The 17,247-nt window shown below is 49.2% G+C and carries 13 protein-coding genes; 11 read left to right on the forward strand and 2 right to left on the reverse strand.

The features are described 5' to 3' along the window. Positions 1-13: 13 nt before the first annotated feature. From EC604_RS10145 to EC604_RS10175, 7 genes are all read left to right on the forward strand, one after another. Positions 14-658 (forward strand): helix-turn-helix transcriptional regulator, encoded by a 645-nt coding sequence (locus tag EC604_RS10145; RefSeq protein ID WP_123064052.1) that lies wholly within the window; start codon positions 14-16, stop codon positions 656-658. Positions 659-930: 272 nt separating this feature from the next. Continuing rightward, positions 931-2,949, forward strand: coding sequence for a methyl-accepting chemotaxis protein (locus EC604_RS10150; protein WP_123064053.1), 2,019 nt, complete (start codon positions 931-933; stop codon positions 2,947-2,949). 369 nt (positions 2,950-3,318) lie between these two features. Then, entirely contained in the window at positions 3,319-4,368 is a 1,050-nt protein-coding gene (locus tag EC604_RS10155) for an ABC transporter substrate-binding protein (protein ID WP_123064054.1), read from the forward strand. 199 nt (positions 4,369-4,567) lie between these two features. Beyond that, the gene (locus tag EC604_RS10160) at positions 4,568-5,428 is read left to right on the forward strand and encodes an ABC transporter permease (RefSeq protein WP_240036800.1); all 861 of its coding nucleotides are present in this window, start codon (positions 4,568-4,570) and stop codon (positions 5,426-5,428) included. 1 nt (position 5,429) lies between these two features. Beyond that, entirely contained in the window at positions 5,430-6,224 is a 795-nt protein-coding gene (locus EC604_RS10165; RefSeq protein WP_123064055.1) for an ABC transporter ATP-binding protein, read from the forward strand. A 247-nt stretch (positions 6,225-6,471) separates the two neighbouring features. Continuing rightward, positions 6,472-7,650: a winged helix-turn-helix domain-containing protein gene (locus EC604_RS10170; protein WP_161556907.1), complete on the forward strand. Its 1,179-nt coding sequence runs from the start codon at positions 6,472-6,474 to the stop codon at positions 7,648-7,650. 71 nt (positions 7,651-7,721) lie between these two features. Beyond that, complete coding sequence (locus tag EC604_RS10175; protein WP_123064057.1) at positions 7,722-9,143, forward strand: MFS transporter; 1,422 nt, start codon at positions 7,722-7,724, stop codon at positions 9,141-9,143. Positions 9,144-9,407: 264 nt separating this feature from the next. Here the strand turns inward: EC604_RS10175 and EC604_RS10180 are convergent, their stop codons facing one another. Both EC604_RS10180 and EC604_RS10185 read right to left on the reverse strand, forming a co-directional pair. Next, positions 9,408-9,989 (reverse strand): hypothetical protein, encoded by a 582-nt coding sequence (locus tag EC604_RS10180; RefSeq protein WP_123064058.1) that lies wholly within the window; start codon positions 9,987-9,989, stop codon positions 9,408-9,410. Between the two features lie 30 nt (positions 9,990-10,019). Further along, on the reverse strand, positions 10,020-10,553 hold the full coding sequence (locus tag EC604_RS10185; protein WP_123064059.1) for a hypothetical protein: 534 nt from the start codon (positions 10,551-10,553) through the stop codon (positions 10,020-10,022). A 285-nt stretch (positions 10,554-10,838) separates the two neighbouring features. Here EC604_RS10185 and EC604_RS10190 point away from each other — a divergent pair, with 285 nt between their 5' ends. The 4 genes from EC604_RS10190 to EC604_RS10215 all read left to right on the forward strand — a co-directional run bounded on the left by EC604_RS10190 (position 10,839) and on the right by EC604_RS10215 (position 17,156). Then, complete coding sequence (locus EC604_RS10190) at positions 10,839-11,309, forward strand: DUF6385 domain-containing protein (RefSeq protein WP_145413978.1); 471 nt, start codon at positions 10,839-10,841, stop codon at positions 11,307-11,309. A 39-nt stretch (positions 11,310-11,348) separates the two neighbouring features. Next, complete coding sequence (locus tag EC604_RS10195) at positions 11,349-12,614, forward strand: DUF6385 domain-containing protein (protein ID WP_240036776.1); 1,266 nt, start codon at positions 11,349-11,351, stop codon at positions 12,612-12,614. A gap of 80 nt (positions 12,615-12,694) precedes the next feature. Continuing rightward, positions 12,695-15,142, forward strand: a complete 2,448-nt coding sequence (locus EC604_RS29715; RefSeq protein WP_161556908.1) for a glycosyltransferase — start codon at positions 12,695-12,697, stop codon at positions 15,140-15,142. Next, on the forward strand, positions 15,069-17,156 hold the full coding sequence (locus tag EC604_RS10215; RefSeq protein WP_161556909.1) for a tetratricopeptide repeat-containing glycosyltransferase family 2 protein: 2,088 nt from the start codon (positions 15,069-15,071) through the stop codon (positions 17,154-17,156). Before EC604_RS29715 ends, EC604_RS10215 begins: the two co-directional genes overlap by 74 nt. The last annotated feature ends 91 nt before the right edge of the window (positions 17,157-17,247 follow it).

The following is a 17,247-nucleotide window of genomic DNA, read 5'->3' on the forward strand; positions in this document are numbered from 1 at the left end:
GCAGGTGCTGAACATGAAGCGTGAAGAAGAACGTACAACGCGTGAACGGATTCTGTTCATGCTGAAGCAGCAAGGAACGATGACGGCTCGTGAAATCACGGCGGAGCTAGGGCTGACCGGAATGGCGATTCGCCGACATCTGACAGCACTGGAGCAGGAAGGATGGATCGAGGTGCGTGAGGCTCGTGCAACAGCAGGGCGTCCCTCCTCGGTATATCATCTGACGGATCGCGGAGACAGTTATTTCCCGAAGTCCTACTCTTCTCTAACACTGGAACTGCTTGATGAATTGTCTGATACGGCAGGCAGCGGAGTCGTGGATGCCCTTTTCGAAGGCCGCCGTGACAAGTTGCTTCGCAGTGGCTTGCCGCAGATGGAGGGGCATGACCTTGCCGGACGTGTGGAGGAACTGGCACGAATCCAGAATGCCAACGGGTATATGGCTGATGCATCCAGAGAAGAAGATGGCACGTATGTCATCACTGAACTGAATTGCCCGATTGTACAGGTCGCGAGTGTATACAAGCAGGCTTGCCGCTGCGAGTTAGAGTTATTTCGTTCCCTATTGCAAGCGGACGTCGAGCGCACTGAATGTTACGCCGATGGCGGCAAAAAGTGCAAGTACCAGATTCGCGAGGTATCGGGGAAGTCATCATAGCGGGTCATCTATAAGATTGTTTCGAATGTCGAAGCAGTCTTTTTTTTATCTAAAAAAACACGTGTACATAGTTTTTATACACGTTTATTCACTCTGATTTGAATACACACACCCATATCTCATTATGAACATATGTGATTTAAACTTCTTGTTATCTGAATTCTGATCCAAAACTTTTTTTAGAAGCGGTATTTTTCGGATTAAAAACACTCGTGATTATACCGATATATATCATATAAAAATTATAGCTTCTAAAAAAAAGGGGATAGGTCATGGCTCGGAAAAAATCAGGTTTTCTTCGTTCAATACTCACATTTTGTTCATTAAGGCAAACGGCAGGACAAATCATGCTGTCTTCACTGATCATCGTCATTGTCTGTGTTGCGTTCCTTTCGGTTACCTTCTATGTTCCTACATCTAATCAGGTCAAAAGTTATTCAACGAAACAGCTCGTATTAGATACGAAATTGTTGGCCAAAGAAATGGATATCAAAATGAAAGAGCAACAAACCGTCGTTAGAATGATTGCCGAGCAAGGTGCATCAATTGAGGACAATAAAGAGCAACAGATGCAATTTCTCTCCAGTTTAAAAGAGCAGCATCCTGAGTTTACTACGGTTCTGTATTCACCGGATGTAACAGGACAGTTTGCGATGGACGCGACAGGTAAAGAATATGACTTATCGAGCCGGCCTTATGTAAAAGAAATTCAGGCGGGTCGTTCGTATGTCTCTGAACCGTTGATTTCTGTAGTAGATAATACACTTGGCGTTGCCATTGGTGCACCAGTTATGAAAGATGGTCAACCGGTTGGTTTCTATACTGCTGGTTATCGTATTAATGAATTGGTCGAAGATGTAAGTGCATTTAAGCACGGTAACACGGGACAAGCAGTGTTGATGACAGCGAGTGGAATCTTTATCTATTCTCCAGATGAGACGAAGATTATGAATAGTAATATTACGGATATGGGCAACACCCATATGAATGAAGCATTTGCCGAAGCGGTAAAAGGCAATTATGTTGCATTTGATTTTCAAATAGATGGTGTTAAAAGATTGGGATACATGACTCAAACAGAACTGAACTGGGTTGTTGTTACATATATGGATGAGAGTGAATTTTCAAAACCGGTTAACGATCTGCTCTTGCTTATACTTACAGTAGGAATTATCATCGTTGCGGCCGCGTTGTTACTCAGTATTTTAATCGCGACAAAAATTGTAAAGCCCATTCGTCAACTCACACACGGGATTGATCTACTGGCACAAGGAGATCTGACGTATCGCATTCCTGTAAAAGGGAAAACGGATATTAGCGCAGCCCTGCATTCATTTAATAGATCTAGTGAGCAACTACATCAGTTGATGACGAATGTTTCGGATCTGTCCGGACAATTAACCGATTCTGCCAAACAGCTAGCCGTAGGTGCTGAGCAAGGTTCCAATGCATCACAGAGCATTACGGAGGCTATTATGGTGGTTGCCGAGGGCTCGGAGCGTCAAACGTCAAGTGTACAAGATGGTAGCGATGTAGCGGAAAATATTGCGATGCAGATTAATGGTGTCGCAGAACATAGCTCTCATGTATCTACCGTTGCTTCGGAAGCGAATGTACTCGCAACGGATGGATCTACAGCGATGCATGATCTGGGTAGGAAGATGGATGAGATGGAGTATGGCATTCGTGAGCTGTCCGGTACGATTCAAAACCTCAGCAGTTTGTCCACCTCTATTGGTGAGGTTGTAGGTGTAATCAGCAACATCGCCCGGCAAACAAATATCCTCTCTCTGAATGCTGCAATTGAAGCATCACGTTCTGGTGAGGCTGGCCGGGGATTTGCCGTCGTGGCCGATGAAGTTCGTAATCTTGCTGGACAGTCAATTGCATCCGCAGAGCAGATTGCTGGATTTATTGGGCGCATTCAGGTGGAGATTGAGCGTACACTTCGTGCTTCTGAGCAGACCGTTGAGCAGGCTGCTCAGGGCAAACAGGCGGGCGAAGTTGCAAGTGAGCTGTTTACGAATATTCGCTCGTCCGTGGAACAGGTCGCTGACAGTATCCGTAGTGTCACAGCGGCGGCAGAGGAGATTGTCTCTGGAACGGGAAGCCTGGTGGGCTCTATTCGCCTCATTGCTGATTCGGCTAGCGAGACAGCAGCAGAGACTGAAAATGTCTCCGCAGCAGCACAGCAACAAATGGCTTCTATGGAGGAAGTGGCTTCCTCATCAGCAGAACTCGCTAATATGTCAGAGCAACTGCGGTCACAGATTGAGAAGTTTAAATTGTAGATGGAGATAAAGTATTAGATCGATGCTTATGAATTAAAGTAGATATAAAAATGAGGCAACCTGTTATTTGGGGTTGTCTTTTTTAACAATGTAAAGTTTTCTATCACGTATCCGGGTAAAACGAAATTGGAAGCGGTTCAACCATTGACGGAAGCCGGGATGCCCTTTAATATTAGGAAAACAATAAAAGAGCAACACGGCATGGACCTCAGTCGCATGCCAAAAGTCTAGATTTGTCTGCTTTTGTCGATCAAAGCAACAATGCGTTGAAGTGTTTGTTTTGTCCCGCTCTATCGTACCTGAGGGGATACAAGATGGAGTGTAACCGGGAAGACCACATTTTTAACATTTGGAGAGGGGTTCTTACAGATGAAAAAGAAGTTTTGGATGTCATTGATGATGGCTGCTTCGATGATCGTAGCGGCAGGTTGCGGAAATAACAGTGGTGCAGGCTCGGAGTCCAAAGGATCAGACAGCACAACAGGAGGCGGAAGCGAAGAAAAATCCTATCAGATTGCTATCTCCCAGATTGTGGAACACCCATCGCTGGATGCTACACGTGAAGGCTTCATCGCAGCTCTGAAGGATGCCGGCATTGAAGAGAACAAAAACCTCAAGATTGATTATAACAATGCGCAAGGTGATTCCACGAACAACTTGTCTATTGCACAGAAAATTGCGGGTGATTCCAAAAACGATCTCGTGCTCGGGATTGCTACGCCATCAGCACTAGCTCTTGCACAGCAAGTGAAGGACAAGCCACTCTTGTTTGCAGCTGTGACGGACCCACTGGGTGCGAAGCTCGTGAGTGATATGGACAAACCGGGCGGCAATGTAACTGGTGCATCGGATACGAATCCAGAGGCGATTGTGCAATTGGCTGATTTTATCGCTAAGAACCTGCCGAATGTAAAGACTGTGGGATTGGTCATTAACGAAGGTGAACCAAATGCAGTTGTCATGGCTAATAATGCCGAGAAGGCTCTGGCAACACATAACATCAAGCTGGTTAAAGCACCAGTAACCAATACATCGGAAGTCAAACAAGCGACAGACTCGCTGGTTGGTAAAGTTGACGCATTCTACATTACACTCGACAACTCCGTTGTAAGTGCAGTAGATACGATCATCCAGACGGCAAACAGCAACAAAATTCCGTTCTTCTCCAGTGATCGGGATACGGTAGAGAAAGGCGCTTTTGCAACCGTAGGATTTAAATATTATGACCACGGCTACCAAGTCGGTGAGATGGCTGCGGACATCTTGAAAAATGGAACCAAACCGGGCGATATGAAGGTGACCGTTCCGGACAAGCTGGATCTGATCCTGAACCTGAAGGCAGCTGAAGCTCAAGGCATCACAGTAACGGATGAGATGAAGGCTGAAGTGAAAGACCAGGCGAACAACATTATCCAATAATGAACCAGTGAACCAACGGCCAGACTGATTTATTGAGCAGCTGACAGTAAAACAATACTTCGGCAGATGGAGGTGAGGCGAACGCGCAGGTGGGTTCGCCTCATTCTTTTCGGACAGAGATAGACAGGGAGGAAGCAGTGTGAGTATAAGTTGGAATTCCATTGAAGGGGCCATTGAACTGGGACTGTTATATGCACTTATGGCACTTGGTGTGTATATTACGTTTCGCATTCTGGATTTCCCCGATCTTACCGTAGACGGAAGTTTTACGACAGGAGGCGCTATTGCAGCGGTCATGATCTCCAATGATTACTCCCCTTGGCTGGCCTGCTTGGCAGCTATGGCTGGCGGCATGATTGCTGGAGCCCTCACGGGTCTTTTGCATACGAAAGGCAAAATTAACGGACTGTTGTCCGGGATTTTGATGATGATTGCTCTGTATTCGATCAACATGCGTATTCTTGGTGCGCCGAATAAATCGATTATGGGCGTGGAAACGCCGTTTTCAGGTGAACATGTCATGATCATTATCATTATTGTTGTGCTGGTATTTAAAATCATGCTCGATCTGTTCATGAAAACAGATATTGGACTCGCGCTCCGCGCCACAGGGGATAACAAACGCATGATTCGCAGCTTTGGTGCGAACACGGATGTGACAACCATTATTGGTGTCAGTTTGTCCAATGGACTGGTAGCCTTGTCTGGTGCATTTATTGCCCAGCAATCCGGGTTTGCTGATATTACGATGGGTATTGGCATGATCGTTATTGGTCTGGCCTCCGTCATTATTGGTGAAGCAATTCTCGGTGCCAGAACGGTATTCTGGGCAACACTGGCGGCTGTAGTCGGTTCAATCATTTACCGTATTGTAGTTGCACTGGCTTTGCAGGTGGAATGGTTTGATACGTCCGACTTGAAGCTGATCACGGCTGTGATCGTTATTATCGCTCTCGTCTTCCCTACGATGCAGCGTTCGATGAAACAGCGCAGCCTCGCTCGCAAACGGACCGAAGAGCTGATGCGTTCCGGCGGTCAACAGGCAAAGGGGGGCATGTAGCATGTTAGAGATTACACAAGTCACCAAACTGTTCAACCCGGGCACAACAGATGAGAAAACAGCTCTGGTTGGTGTAAATCTGACTATGAATCCGGGTGATTTTGTAACGGTCATTGGCAGTAATGGCGCCGGGAAATCGACCTTGATGAACATTATCTCAGGTGTGATGAAACCAGATATGGGCGACGTGCTCATCAACGATCGTTCGATCAGAAATCTGCCGGAGCATAAACGCAGCAGCTGGATCGGTCGTGTCTTTCAGGACCCGATGGCTGGAACCGCTCCGCATATGTCGATCGAGGAGAACATGGCGATGGCATATAAACGCGGCAAAGGACGCGGGCTTGGCTTTGGTGTGACACGCTCCAGACGTGAAATCTTTAATGCACAGTTGGAGAAGCTGGGTATTGGGTTGGAGAAACGCCCCAATGCTAAGGTAGGTCTGCTTTCCGGCGGCGAGCGCCAGGCACTCAGCTTGTTGATGGCAACCTTCACCCAGCCGCAGATTTTGCTGTTGGATGAACATACAGCGGCACTTGACCCATCTCGCGCAGAGCTGATTACAGAGCTGACGGAGACTCTTGTCCGTGAGATGAGACTCACCACGCTGATGGTAACGCACAATATGGAACAGGCCATTCGTCTCGGCAACCGCCTGATCATGATGGACAAAGGACGAATCATTCTCGATGTCAGTGAAGAGCGCAAGCGCACACTGACGGTGCCGGAACTGCTCGGGGAATTCGAGCGGATTAGCGGCAAAAAAATGGCGGATGACCGCGTGGTACTGGGATAATAAGTACCGTAGCTGGGGTGCTGAGTATGGCGTATTACATCGGCAAACCATGTTAGCGACGTATATTCGTATCCAAATCCCTTTGCGTTTTCGCAAAGGGATTTTTTATGTGGTATGTTGAAGAGGTTCAGAGTGAGGTAGACGGTTCAAAGAGAATTAAATAAACATAAACGAGAGGTTTTTGAAGGAATATTCCCTGATGTAGCAGTTTGGCATACATAGAAATAAGCAAGAGGAGGAACGGGCAGTGTCTCTACAATTTGAGGAAGGAAGCTACACTGTATATTGGCGTACAGAGTCTATTCATTTGCTGGCGAAGGAGTTTGCCCTTTTGCATTTTCTGTACGCAAACAAAGACAAGGCCTTTACGCGCAGTCAACTGCTGGATCGGGTATGGCCGCTGGAATATCCGGTGGAACGAACCGTAGACGATCATATCTATCGGTTACGCAAGAAGCTAAAACGCTGGGATGAGATTAGCCTCGATACGGTCAGGGGTTATGGCTACCGACTTGCCTTGCGGGAGAACAAAGCGATGTTGATCTCTAATCCTTCGGTTCATGATCCAGAGATGCAGGAAGTGATTCACGGACTGCTCCGCAAATATCATCTGTTCGGTCAGGGAAATTCAATTCAGATGCTGGTTCACCAGCAGGAAGCACTTGGCTTGAAGATTTCACCATACTACCAATTGTATATGCATTTTATCCAGGGAGATCTGGAGTGGCTGACGAGCACAGATGACTTCCCTTTGGAAGAGCGCTTGTACTGGTTATTGATTTATGTACATGCTCTCATTAAGCCAGCCGAAAGTTTGGAATTATACAGGCTAGCGATCCAATCACCTTTGTTGCCCGCCGAGTATCGTCAGGAACTGCGTATTCTGAATATTATTGATATCTACGCGGAGACGGGACAGTACCAGGAAGCTAAGAGGCTGCTGGAAGAGACATATCAGGTAATGGAAGCAGAACAGTTGACTTATTTCAAATTACCCGTAGGTATCGCCGCGTTATCGGTTGAACTGTGGGGTGGGAGTGGAGAAGCTGCCGAGGAACAACTGGCTGTGTTGCGATCTGAATTAAAGGATGCTCCCTATCTGCGAGAAATTGGTCGTTTTCAGGTGATGGAGGGTTTATGGCTACTTCGACAGGGACGGGTGCGAGAGGCAGAACTGCGAATGGATGACGGTCTGGATGTATTAAAAATGTCGCTCAATGCTCCGCTATATCTGAATTCAGCCTATCAGATCCTCCTGTATATGGATCACCATCGAACCCCGGGAAGACTTCGCAATAAATATCAGCAGATATATACAGAGATCGGTAAGTCATATGGTGTTCCCGTATATGGGCAGCAGATCGTAAATACCGTTATTAACTTTTTATCAACGGATTCCGAATCCTCTGATCTTCCTCTGACATAGCGCCTCTATGATTACAGCCAAGGAGCAGTCCATTTTATAAGCTGGTTGTAATCAAGGGAGGAAAATCAAGTATGAAGCAACAATCATCAAGGACGGAAGAACCCCACTTATCCAATGTAGAGAATCCATCTCGTCCAGCGAACTCATCAAGAAACGACGTATTTCCTTCATCTACACCAGATGATTCATCTGGTGAATCTGCTTCACAAACCTCAAAAAGCCTCTGGGCTAATCTGAGGTTTGTGCGTCTGTTTGTTGCTTATGCGCTCGCCACCTTTGGCGATTGGTTCGATGCACTGGCAATACAGGTCATGGTGGCTTACCGTTGGGGTGCTGATCCGTTAATTATAGCACTGATCCCCGTCTGTATGGCTGTACCCGGCATCCTGTTTGGCTCTGTAGCTGGAGCGCTGGCTGATCGGCTGCATAAAGTGAGGATCATGATTCTCTGTGATGGGATTACCATCGCACTAACCGTAGGGATTTTATTTGCGCCAAGTCCAGCATGGCTGCTACCCCTTCTGGCTCTGCGTGCGATGATGAGTGTGTTCCATGTTCCTGCCCAGCAGGCGCTGACACGGCAGATCGTGGCGGAGGAGCAACTGTTTCAGGCCTCGTCTCTGAACGGTTTTGTGAATCAGTGTGCGAAGATCGCCGGCCCCCTTCTGGGCGCGGTGGTGTTAGCCTTTTTCTCTCCGCAAATCTGCATTCTGATCAATGCGTGTGCTCGTCTGTTATCGGGCGCTGTGTTATGGCCATTGCGACGTTTGGCGGAGAAGAAGGAACCTGTTATCCAAAGCGAGAATGCCGGTGAAGTTCCGAAGGAATCGGAATCCTTCTTCACGCAGTGGCAGGAGGGCTGGAGGTATTTACGCCGGAGTCGCGCGGTGAGGAATACCATCGTGTTTGGATGTTTGGGCCTGATGTCTATTCTGATGATCGAATATCAATTTACAACCCTGTTTCGGGGGATCAAGCCTGGTGATGAATCCCTGCTCGGCTGGCTCGGATCATCCGTAGGTGCGGGAGCGGTGTTTATCATTCTACTGTTAAACCGATTGCCAAGGTTAGGATACGGGTGGGGGCTTGGCGGCGGATATTTTCTCATTGGGACCGGCATTGCAGCACTAGGCTGGGTTGGTCCAGATACATCGACAGCATGGATTATTGTCTTGGGCTTGTGTATTGGTCTGGGGAATGGACTGTTTATGGTTACGATGAATTATTTGCTGCAAAAAGAGACCTCTCCTGATTATGTAGGACGTGTATTTGGCATTCAAAACTCGTTATACAGTGTGGTACTGATCGCTGCCCCGCTGGCGGGAGGTGCACTCATTCGTTCTGTCGGGCCGAGTCCAACCTTTCAAATGATTGGCCTGGTTACACTAGCCATTGGACTTGGGGGCATCTTGTTACAGCGTATGTTGTGGTCGATCAGCAGAACATCCTCTTCGGTAGAGAAGACAGGGTCTGCCCAACAAGGAATTTCGTAAAAAGCTTTTCTCATAGCTATATAAGTTGAACTATAGATTTTACACAGTCCACTCCGGTGACAGAAGAACCTGGAGAGCAGCTGTTATCCCCAGATTTTTTGAACTACCTTTTCCAAAGGGGGATGTCATTACAAGGGAACAAATGCTGTGCCTGATCCTTTTGGCAAAGTCGATATCTCCGCATATAAAATAGCCGCCTTCGGTACTCATCCGAACGTGGCTATTTCTGTTCCTTGGCCTGCATAGAGGCACGGCTATAGATTATCATACTTCCCACCAAGTGAAATACGTCGTGGAGGCTAACAATCCAGCAACGGAGAGTGATCCTGTCACGGACAGGTTAATTGCCTGACCGGGAGGAATGACATATTTGCCGAACTCATTGGATTGGAATGGGCCAACTTGCAGAGGCATGGACATTACAGCAGTCGCACCAGATGGGGCTGCTGTAGAGAATCGGACGAGAGCGGCACTTGTGTTACTGCTGGAAAGATTGCTGTTTACCGCAGAGAGTGTGCTTGGGGATGAAAGGGTACCATTTACACTCAGGCTCATCGTTCCACTGAAGGAAGATAACAAGTTGAGTGCGACAGTAATGCCACCGGACAATCGGGAGACATACAGGGTTCTGCCACTTCCGGTAGGATTGGCGAGTTGTAGTGTTGCAGTTACGCTTCCTCCTAGCAAACCCAGTGTGGTGGAGTTGGTTGAACCTGCGTTGTACAGGTTACCCGTGCTGCCCGCATTATTTTCGGGTGGGGCAACAATGCCAGGTGAGATATATGTGTTGGTATTGGACGTATAAACGGGTTGGTTCAAGGGATTAAATACATTATTGTTCGGCATGATTCGCACCACCTTTACTCAAAATCCAGGTTAGAATTCCCACCAGAATAGATTAATAGACCCCACTTGGCTTCCTGTTCCCAAGCTTATGGATAACGATTGACCCGGAGGCACAACAATGGAGCCATTTAAATCCAAAACGTATATGCCTGCGGTGAGCGGTATGCTGAGCAGGCTGGTGAAGGTACCCCCAAGAGTCCCTGTATTTTGCCTTGTCGTTGCGATGCTGGTATTGGCATTGCCCAGCAGTGTATTGACGGGTACGGGCGTGCTGCCGACAGTGACGGTTCCACCGGAATAGACTACGAGTGTAGCTGCTGCTGTTGTTCCCCCTGAGAGGCTCGCAATGCGTATCGTTCTGCCGCTTCCGGCGGCATTTAATATTTGTAGAAGGAGATTTTGGCTCGAAGGAATTGAGACATTGTTTGTGGTCAGGGCAAAAAAACTACCTGCTGCAGCCGCCCCGGTATCCGGAGCTGCTCCAATTCCCGGGGCCGCGAACGTATTGGTCAGCTGGGTAAATAGAGGGCCGTTAGACTGGTTGAATACATTAGCATTGGTCATCCCACTTAACCTCCCCTGGACGAAATGGAATACCTAGACGTATGGAATAGATGGAGAATAGCACATAGCCTACTTTATTTCGCATGTCCTCATTACTAGCATGATATGTAAAAGGAAGAGAAAGCGTTTGGGGATTACATCCGAATACGTAAATAACGGCGGATGCCGTGCCCGTATTCTCAATCCGGGCATACGATGCGTAAGCACATTTTTTAAGGGGAAATCGAGATGAGTCGAACAGCCAAGCGAAGCAGGAAGAGAACGAAACTCTCAGCCAAGCAGACAATGAAACCAAAAACTAAATATGTCAGCCGCCGCCCATCCCGTTGTTCTCGCCGCGCTAAACTGCTGAAGCCCCCTTGTTCCCGGATTACCCGTCCTAGGTTCAAACAGGGTGCTTTCTCACGCACGAAACTCCCTGGTGCTACTCACTGTTTTACAGAGCATACCTACACTGGAGCAGAGACAGGTCAAGGCGAACATGCCCTCCCACCGCAGGACACCTCATCTCTGAGCATGTACAGCTATGGCGTTGTGAATCGTGGAAAACATCCAGCGATCGTTCAAGTTCAGGTCAGCCCAAATGCCGTAGATTATGCAGTGGATAGTCAGGAAGTCATTGAGGGAGGACAGACGAAGGCGCTGGTTCCCTTGCGATTTCTGCATTATACCCGGCTTGTGCTCCTGCCTGTAAATCCGGCTCAGCCTACTCGGCTTGATGTATATTTTCAGGCACAGCGTATGCTCGTAAGGTAGTTTAATTACACAGATTGTCCAGGGAGGAGGACGAGGCTCATGCCTAACTTTACAACGTTTAATACGAATCCGGATAACTTGAGAACGCTGATTTTTGGTCAGGATAGTACAGGTACGGCTCAGCCCGTCAGAACGGATACAAGCGGGAATGTGGTAGGTATCATTCTAGACGGGACGATCAGTAACATTTCAGGTCTGACTACGGTTACCATTAACGCGGGCACAATCACCAACATTCTGAATGGTACCATCACGAATGTACTGGGTGCTACGATCACGGCGGGAACGATCACAAGTGTGCTGGGAGCAACAGTAACAGCTGGAACGCTGACCAACTTGTTAAACGGTACGATTACGAGTGTTCTCGGGGCAACCGTCACGGCCGGAACACTAACCAATCTGTTGAACGGTACAATTACCAGTGTGCTCGGCGCAACGATTACCGCGGGAACGATCAACAGTGTGCTCGGGGCAACAATAACAGCCGGCACGTTGACCAACTTGCTAAATGGTACCATCACGAACGTTCTCGGCGCTACGATTACAGCTGGGACAATCACGAGTGTACTTGGCGCGACGGTGACTGCGGGTACCCTGACGAATCTCTTAAATGGTACGCTCACCAGCGTACTTGGCGCGACCATTACCGCAGGTACATTAACGAACTTGTTGAACGGAACGATTACGAATGTCCTCGGTGCGACGATTACGGCGGGAACCATTACGAGTGTGCTTGGTGCCACGTTGACGGCAGGAACGCTGACGAACCTGTTAAACGGAACGATCACAAGCGTGCTCGGTGCGACAGTAACGGCCGGAACATTGACGAACTTGCTGAACGGTACACTTACCAGTGTACTCGGGGCTACCATTACTGCGGGGACGTTAACCAACCTGTTGAACGGAACCATTTCGAGTGTGCTCGGCGCAACGATTACGGCCGGTACATTGAGCAGCGTTACATCCATTTCTCAAAAAAGTTTTCAGGAGAACCAGCTTATCGGCACGCCGACGGCTAACACGTTTACTCCACTGCCTGCTGTGACAACGAGTGTGTTCGGCACGTATTCCTTCTTCGTTTATAACAGGGGACCAGGATTGAATAGGGTGGATGCCCAGGTAGAGATCAGTGCCAACGGGACCAACTGGTATACAGATGTAGCTACGGTAACAGGGATCCTGTCCGGCTCTGTAGATGTTCTGGTACCTCAAAGATTTCTGAAATACACACGTCTTTCTTATCGTTCGAGTCTGATCGGCGCACCGAGCACGATTGATGTGTTCTTCAATGGACAAGGCACATAACCCGCTTTGCTGTCATATAGGTACATGGAGTTCACTTTGGTGGGCTTCATGTACTTTTTTTGTATCGGAGGTCAATGCGGATGCAGAACCGGTTACTCGGCATTCATATGATTGTGCAAAATGAAGAGCAGCACCTGCCCCGCTGTCTGGACAGCTTGAAGCAAGCAGGTTCGGAATGGTTCATTACGGATACAGGCTCGTCCGACCGGACAGCTGATATTGCCAGAACATATGGTGCGACAGTGATACACGCCAGTTGGGAAGATGATTTTGCTAAAGCCCGAAATATTAGCCTGCCTCTGGCAACGACGGAATGGATTCTCTGTCTGGATGCCGATGAGTATGTCATCGAAGGTCTGGAACAATTGATGAATGTTCTGCCAAACGTCCATAAAAGCATCACCCGATTACGCATCATGATCGAAAATCAATACGGCGAAGGGGTAGAGGACAAGATCCTGTCCCATCCGGTACGGCTGTTCCGTGCTCAGCACGGTTATCAGTATACAGGGCGCATTCATGAGCAGTTGTTTCGCCAAAATACGAACCATCAAAGCTCTAACGTTACCCTAAATAAGTCCATAGGAGAGAGTGGTATACACTTAGATTCACTGGAACCAAGTGCAGTAGACGATTCAGCAGATGTTGATGTAGATGTAGATGTGGAAGTTGAAGAAGAGCCGCTTGCTCCTTTGCGTCTGGGGCATGATGGTTATCTAGCTACGGTAATCGCCAAAGGTGATAAGGCCAAGCGTAATTTGCACCTGATCGAGCAGGAACTTACCGATGATCCGGGAGATCCTTTTCATCTGTATAATCTGGGCGTAACACGCTGCCAGTTGGGTGATTTGGAACAGGCGGCGAAGGCATTTCGTGAGTCGCTGAAACTTGCCGAATGGCAAGCTCCCTATCGCTCCACCCTTGTAAGAGATTTGGCCAAAGTGCTGGTAGAACTGGAGCGTTACGAAGAAGCACATCTGCTGCTTTCCGGAGAAAGTCAACGTTACCCTGCATACGCTGATCTGCATTTGATATACGGTGAGGTTCTGGAACAACAAGGTTTGCAGGAACGGGCGTATCGTGCCTATGCGCGGGCGAGCACCTGTGGCCCCAGTCCGAATGATCACGGAAGGTCTGGCAGCGATGAAGCCGTGACCAAAGCTTTTTACGTGACAGAAGCAGGCTCTTGCAGTTACCGGGCTTGTACATCGATGGCACGGATTGCGCAGAAACGGGGATTCGGGCAAGAAGCAGTTCGGCTATACGAACTTGCCCTGGAGCATCTATCTACCTATAGACCTGCTTGGGTGGGGCTGGCGGATGCGTTGCAGCAACAGGGGGTTTCGGATGAATCGATTGCAGCTCGTTTGCTTCATCTAGCTAATCGATTACATCAGATCCATGGGACGGATCATGCAGATCAAACGAACCGGCCGCACCCCTCTGTAGAAAAAGAATCAGAGCTTGTGCTGATGCAAATACTCTATGCCCTCGCTGATTGTGGAGCGTATAAGCAGGCATTACTTCTTCTGGGTGGTGAGGCATCCCATATTCATGTTCCAGCAGGTGATCAACTTCACTGGATGTTGTGTGCAGGCCAAGTCACCGATGCATGGAACCTCGCTGAGAGCTGCTGGGGGGAAGCGGACAGAGCGGATCATAAACGGACCTCTGTCTCGTCTATCATCACGTCAGGAGTTGAGGATGATGCTGATATGAACCTTCAATCGGATGAGCGAAATGATTGGGCGTTAGCATGCTGGGCGAGTGGCAGGCGCTTGACTTCATCCTTTTTCGCTAATGTATCTTCTCTGGAGAAGGGAATGTGGAAGGTAGCGGACCGGTTACTGTTTGAGTATAGGCCTGTGACCTTATCAACTAGCACTTCTGTACCTTTGGTACCTGATGCATCTGATGGGCGGCTACTGCAATGGGGGGAACCGGTGCAGAGGATCGCAAGGAAGTTAGTGGCCCGTACGATCCAAAGCGGGCAGTTGGTCATCGCACAGCAGTTGCATGAGCGACTGGCTCGTATCATGTCAGATACTGAGAGTTCAGAAGCAGCAATTCGGCAGAGTTATGCGAGTCTGTTGCATCGGCATGGATACACGATGATTGCTGCCGAGATGCTGATTCAGTGTATGGCAGAAGGGGAACTGGATGCGGAAGGGCTGTTCTGTCTGGGCGAAACGCTGTACTCCAAAGGACACGTGGAGCAAGCGCTGTCGCTCCTGGAACAGGCACTGGAGCAAAAACCGGATTTCAGTCAAGCCCGTACCGGAGCAGTTGTTTGTTACTTGCAGATGGCCCTCGGTTTAATTCGTCAGGAACGGAATCGTTCCTCCGAGGCTGGAGCTCTTGTGAATCAGCAGCTGGCTTTGGAGCAACAGTTGCGAACAGCGGAGGGTATACCTTGGCGGACAGTATATCATGCAAAAGAAAGGAGGAATCATCATGCAGGCACATCAGCATCAGAGACAGCAGAGTCAGGCGCAGCGGATCTCTCTGTGCATGATCGTCAAGGATGAGGAAGAGATGCTGCCACGTTGCCTTGAGAGTGTACAGGGTGCGGTGGATGAGATCATCGTGGTAGATACCGGATCATCTGATCGCAGTGTGGCCATTGCACGGGAGTATGGCGCATCGGTGGTTGAGTTTGCGTGGTGCGATGATTTTGCCGCGGCACGAAATGCTGGCCTGAAGCGGGCTTCCGGCGACTGGATTCTCTTTCTTGATGCGGACGAGGCGCTGGAAGCGACAGCTCGGGAGCAGATCAGAAGCTGGACGGAAGTCAGCGGATGTGACGGATTGTTTTTAAACATTCATAACTATACGGGTTCGGGTCAGCAGGGCGCGACAGTGAATCCGGTGCTGCGTTTATTCCGCAATCATCCTGAGCATCGGTTCAAGGGCCGGATTCATGAGCAGATTGCGGCGGCGATCTGTGAGCGAAATCCGGAGGCTGCGTTTCATATCACGGACATGGTGATTCACCATTACGGGTATCAGACAGTGGTTGTCGAGCGCAAGGACAAGGTAAATCGCAATGTGCGTCTACTGCAACAGGCGGTGGTGGAAGAGCCGGATCAACCGTTCCATCACTATAATTTGGGCGTGGAGTATTTACGTGTGGGTGAAGCGGAGCAGGCGCTGGATTCGTTCGGCAAAGCCCGGAAGATGATTGATCCTGCAGTGACCAGTTATGCTCATTTGCTGTTGAAATACGAAGTCCGCTGTCTGGAGCATTTGCAGCGCTGGCAGGAGGCACTGGAGCTTGTGGATGCGGCGCTGGAACTTTTTCCGGAATACACGGATCTGATGCATCATCGTGCGGTATGTGCAGATGCTTTGGGAGAACCGGAGGCCGCGGAGATATGGCTTCGTAAAGCTATTCGGCAGGGGCCGCCGCCAGCGATTTTTCATACAGAAGAAGGCATGGGCACATACCAGACATGGTACTTGCTTGGCCGCTTGCTGGAAGGAAAGGCCGATCTTGAAGGAGCAGTCGATGCTTATGTGGAAACGGTGCGGGCAAAATCCAGTTTGGTACCGCCACTGTATCGCCTATTTCGAATTATGCGGGTATCGGGGCAGGAGGGGCAGATTCCAGCGGTGATCGAGTCTCGTTTTGCCATGAGTTCGGAGGAAGCTCTATCCAAAGTACTGGGCATTCTGGAACAGTGCCATTGTTATGATGCGGCGCTTGAATTGCTTGTGGAGTTGCCGTCTGGTTCTTCCGGCGAGCAACGAGAGAAACGTTCTGTAGCTGAGGCTGTTCTGCATGTACAACGGGGGGACTGGAGTACAGCGCGTTTGAAACTCGAAACGGTGAAGCGAAAAAAGGGTTCATTTGCACCTATGGCTGCCCGTTGGCTTGAACGTTTACGCTGGCTGGAGGGGAAAGAGGGGCAGGAAACAAGCGGACAGGATGCTTTTACCCGTTGGCTGATGCACGGCTCACAGGTAGGCGAGGGCAGGGAGAGTGCATCTGAAGCAGAGTCGGGTTTTACAAGATGGGGGAAGGCCGCAGTAGAGATGGAGAACAGATCGAAAATGGAGAATCCAGCTGGACTTAAGGGTGCGGCGGACGCAGATCATGCAGGGCTGTACGACGGGTGGCAAGCTCTCGGGCTGATGCTGGAAGGGTGTGTTCAGTCTGGAAGATGGCAGGCGCTGCATGGATTGATTCAACGGGGGCGGCAACTGCTGGATGAAGTGGATGATACAACTGAAAAAAGGCTGGAGAAGGAACAGCATGCTGACGGTGAGCTGGCGAAGGAGAGAAGTCAGGGAGAACAAGTTGAACGGGAGATCATAGATGCCAAAAGGTGGATTCGTGAACCTTTTCCGGGAGCTTCAGATACACTGAGCGGAACGAGCTGGCTTGTTAAAGGACTGATTCGTGCCGCAGATCACCATCTGGCGCAACTTACGTCTGATACAGAACAGGTGAAGTCTGGGAAAAGGCAGCGTCATTCATACTGGCCTGTCATTCAGCATATTCGGCTGGAGTTGCCTGGAGCAGACGGATTCGAAGGTTGATCAGAAGAGCGGCGAACAATAAGTGGAAGGCGAAGGACGGGCAGGGAGGGTTTTCCCGGAAGGAGGGTAGGGTGCGGGTGAAGGAAGGTAT

It is taken from the genome of Paenibacillus amylolyticus, assembly GCF_003719335.1.
Classification (GTDB): Bacteria; Bacillota; Bacilli; order Paenibacillales; family Paenibacillaceae; genus Paenibacillus; species Paenibacillus amylolyticus_D.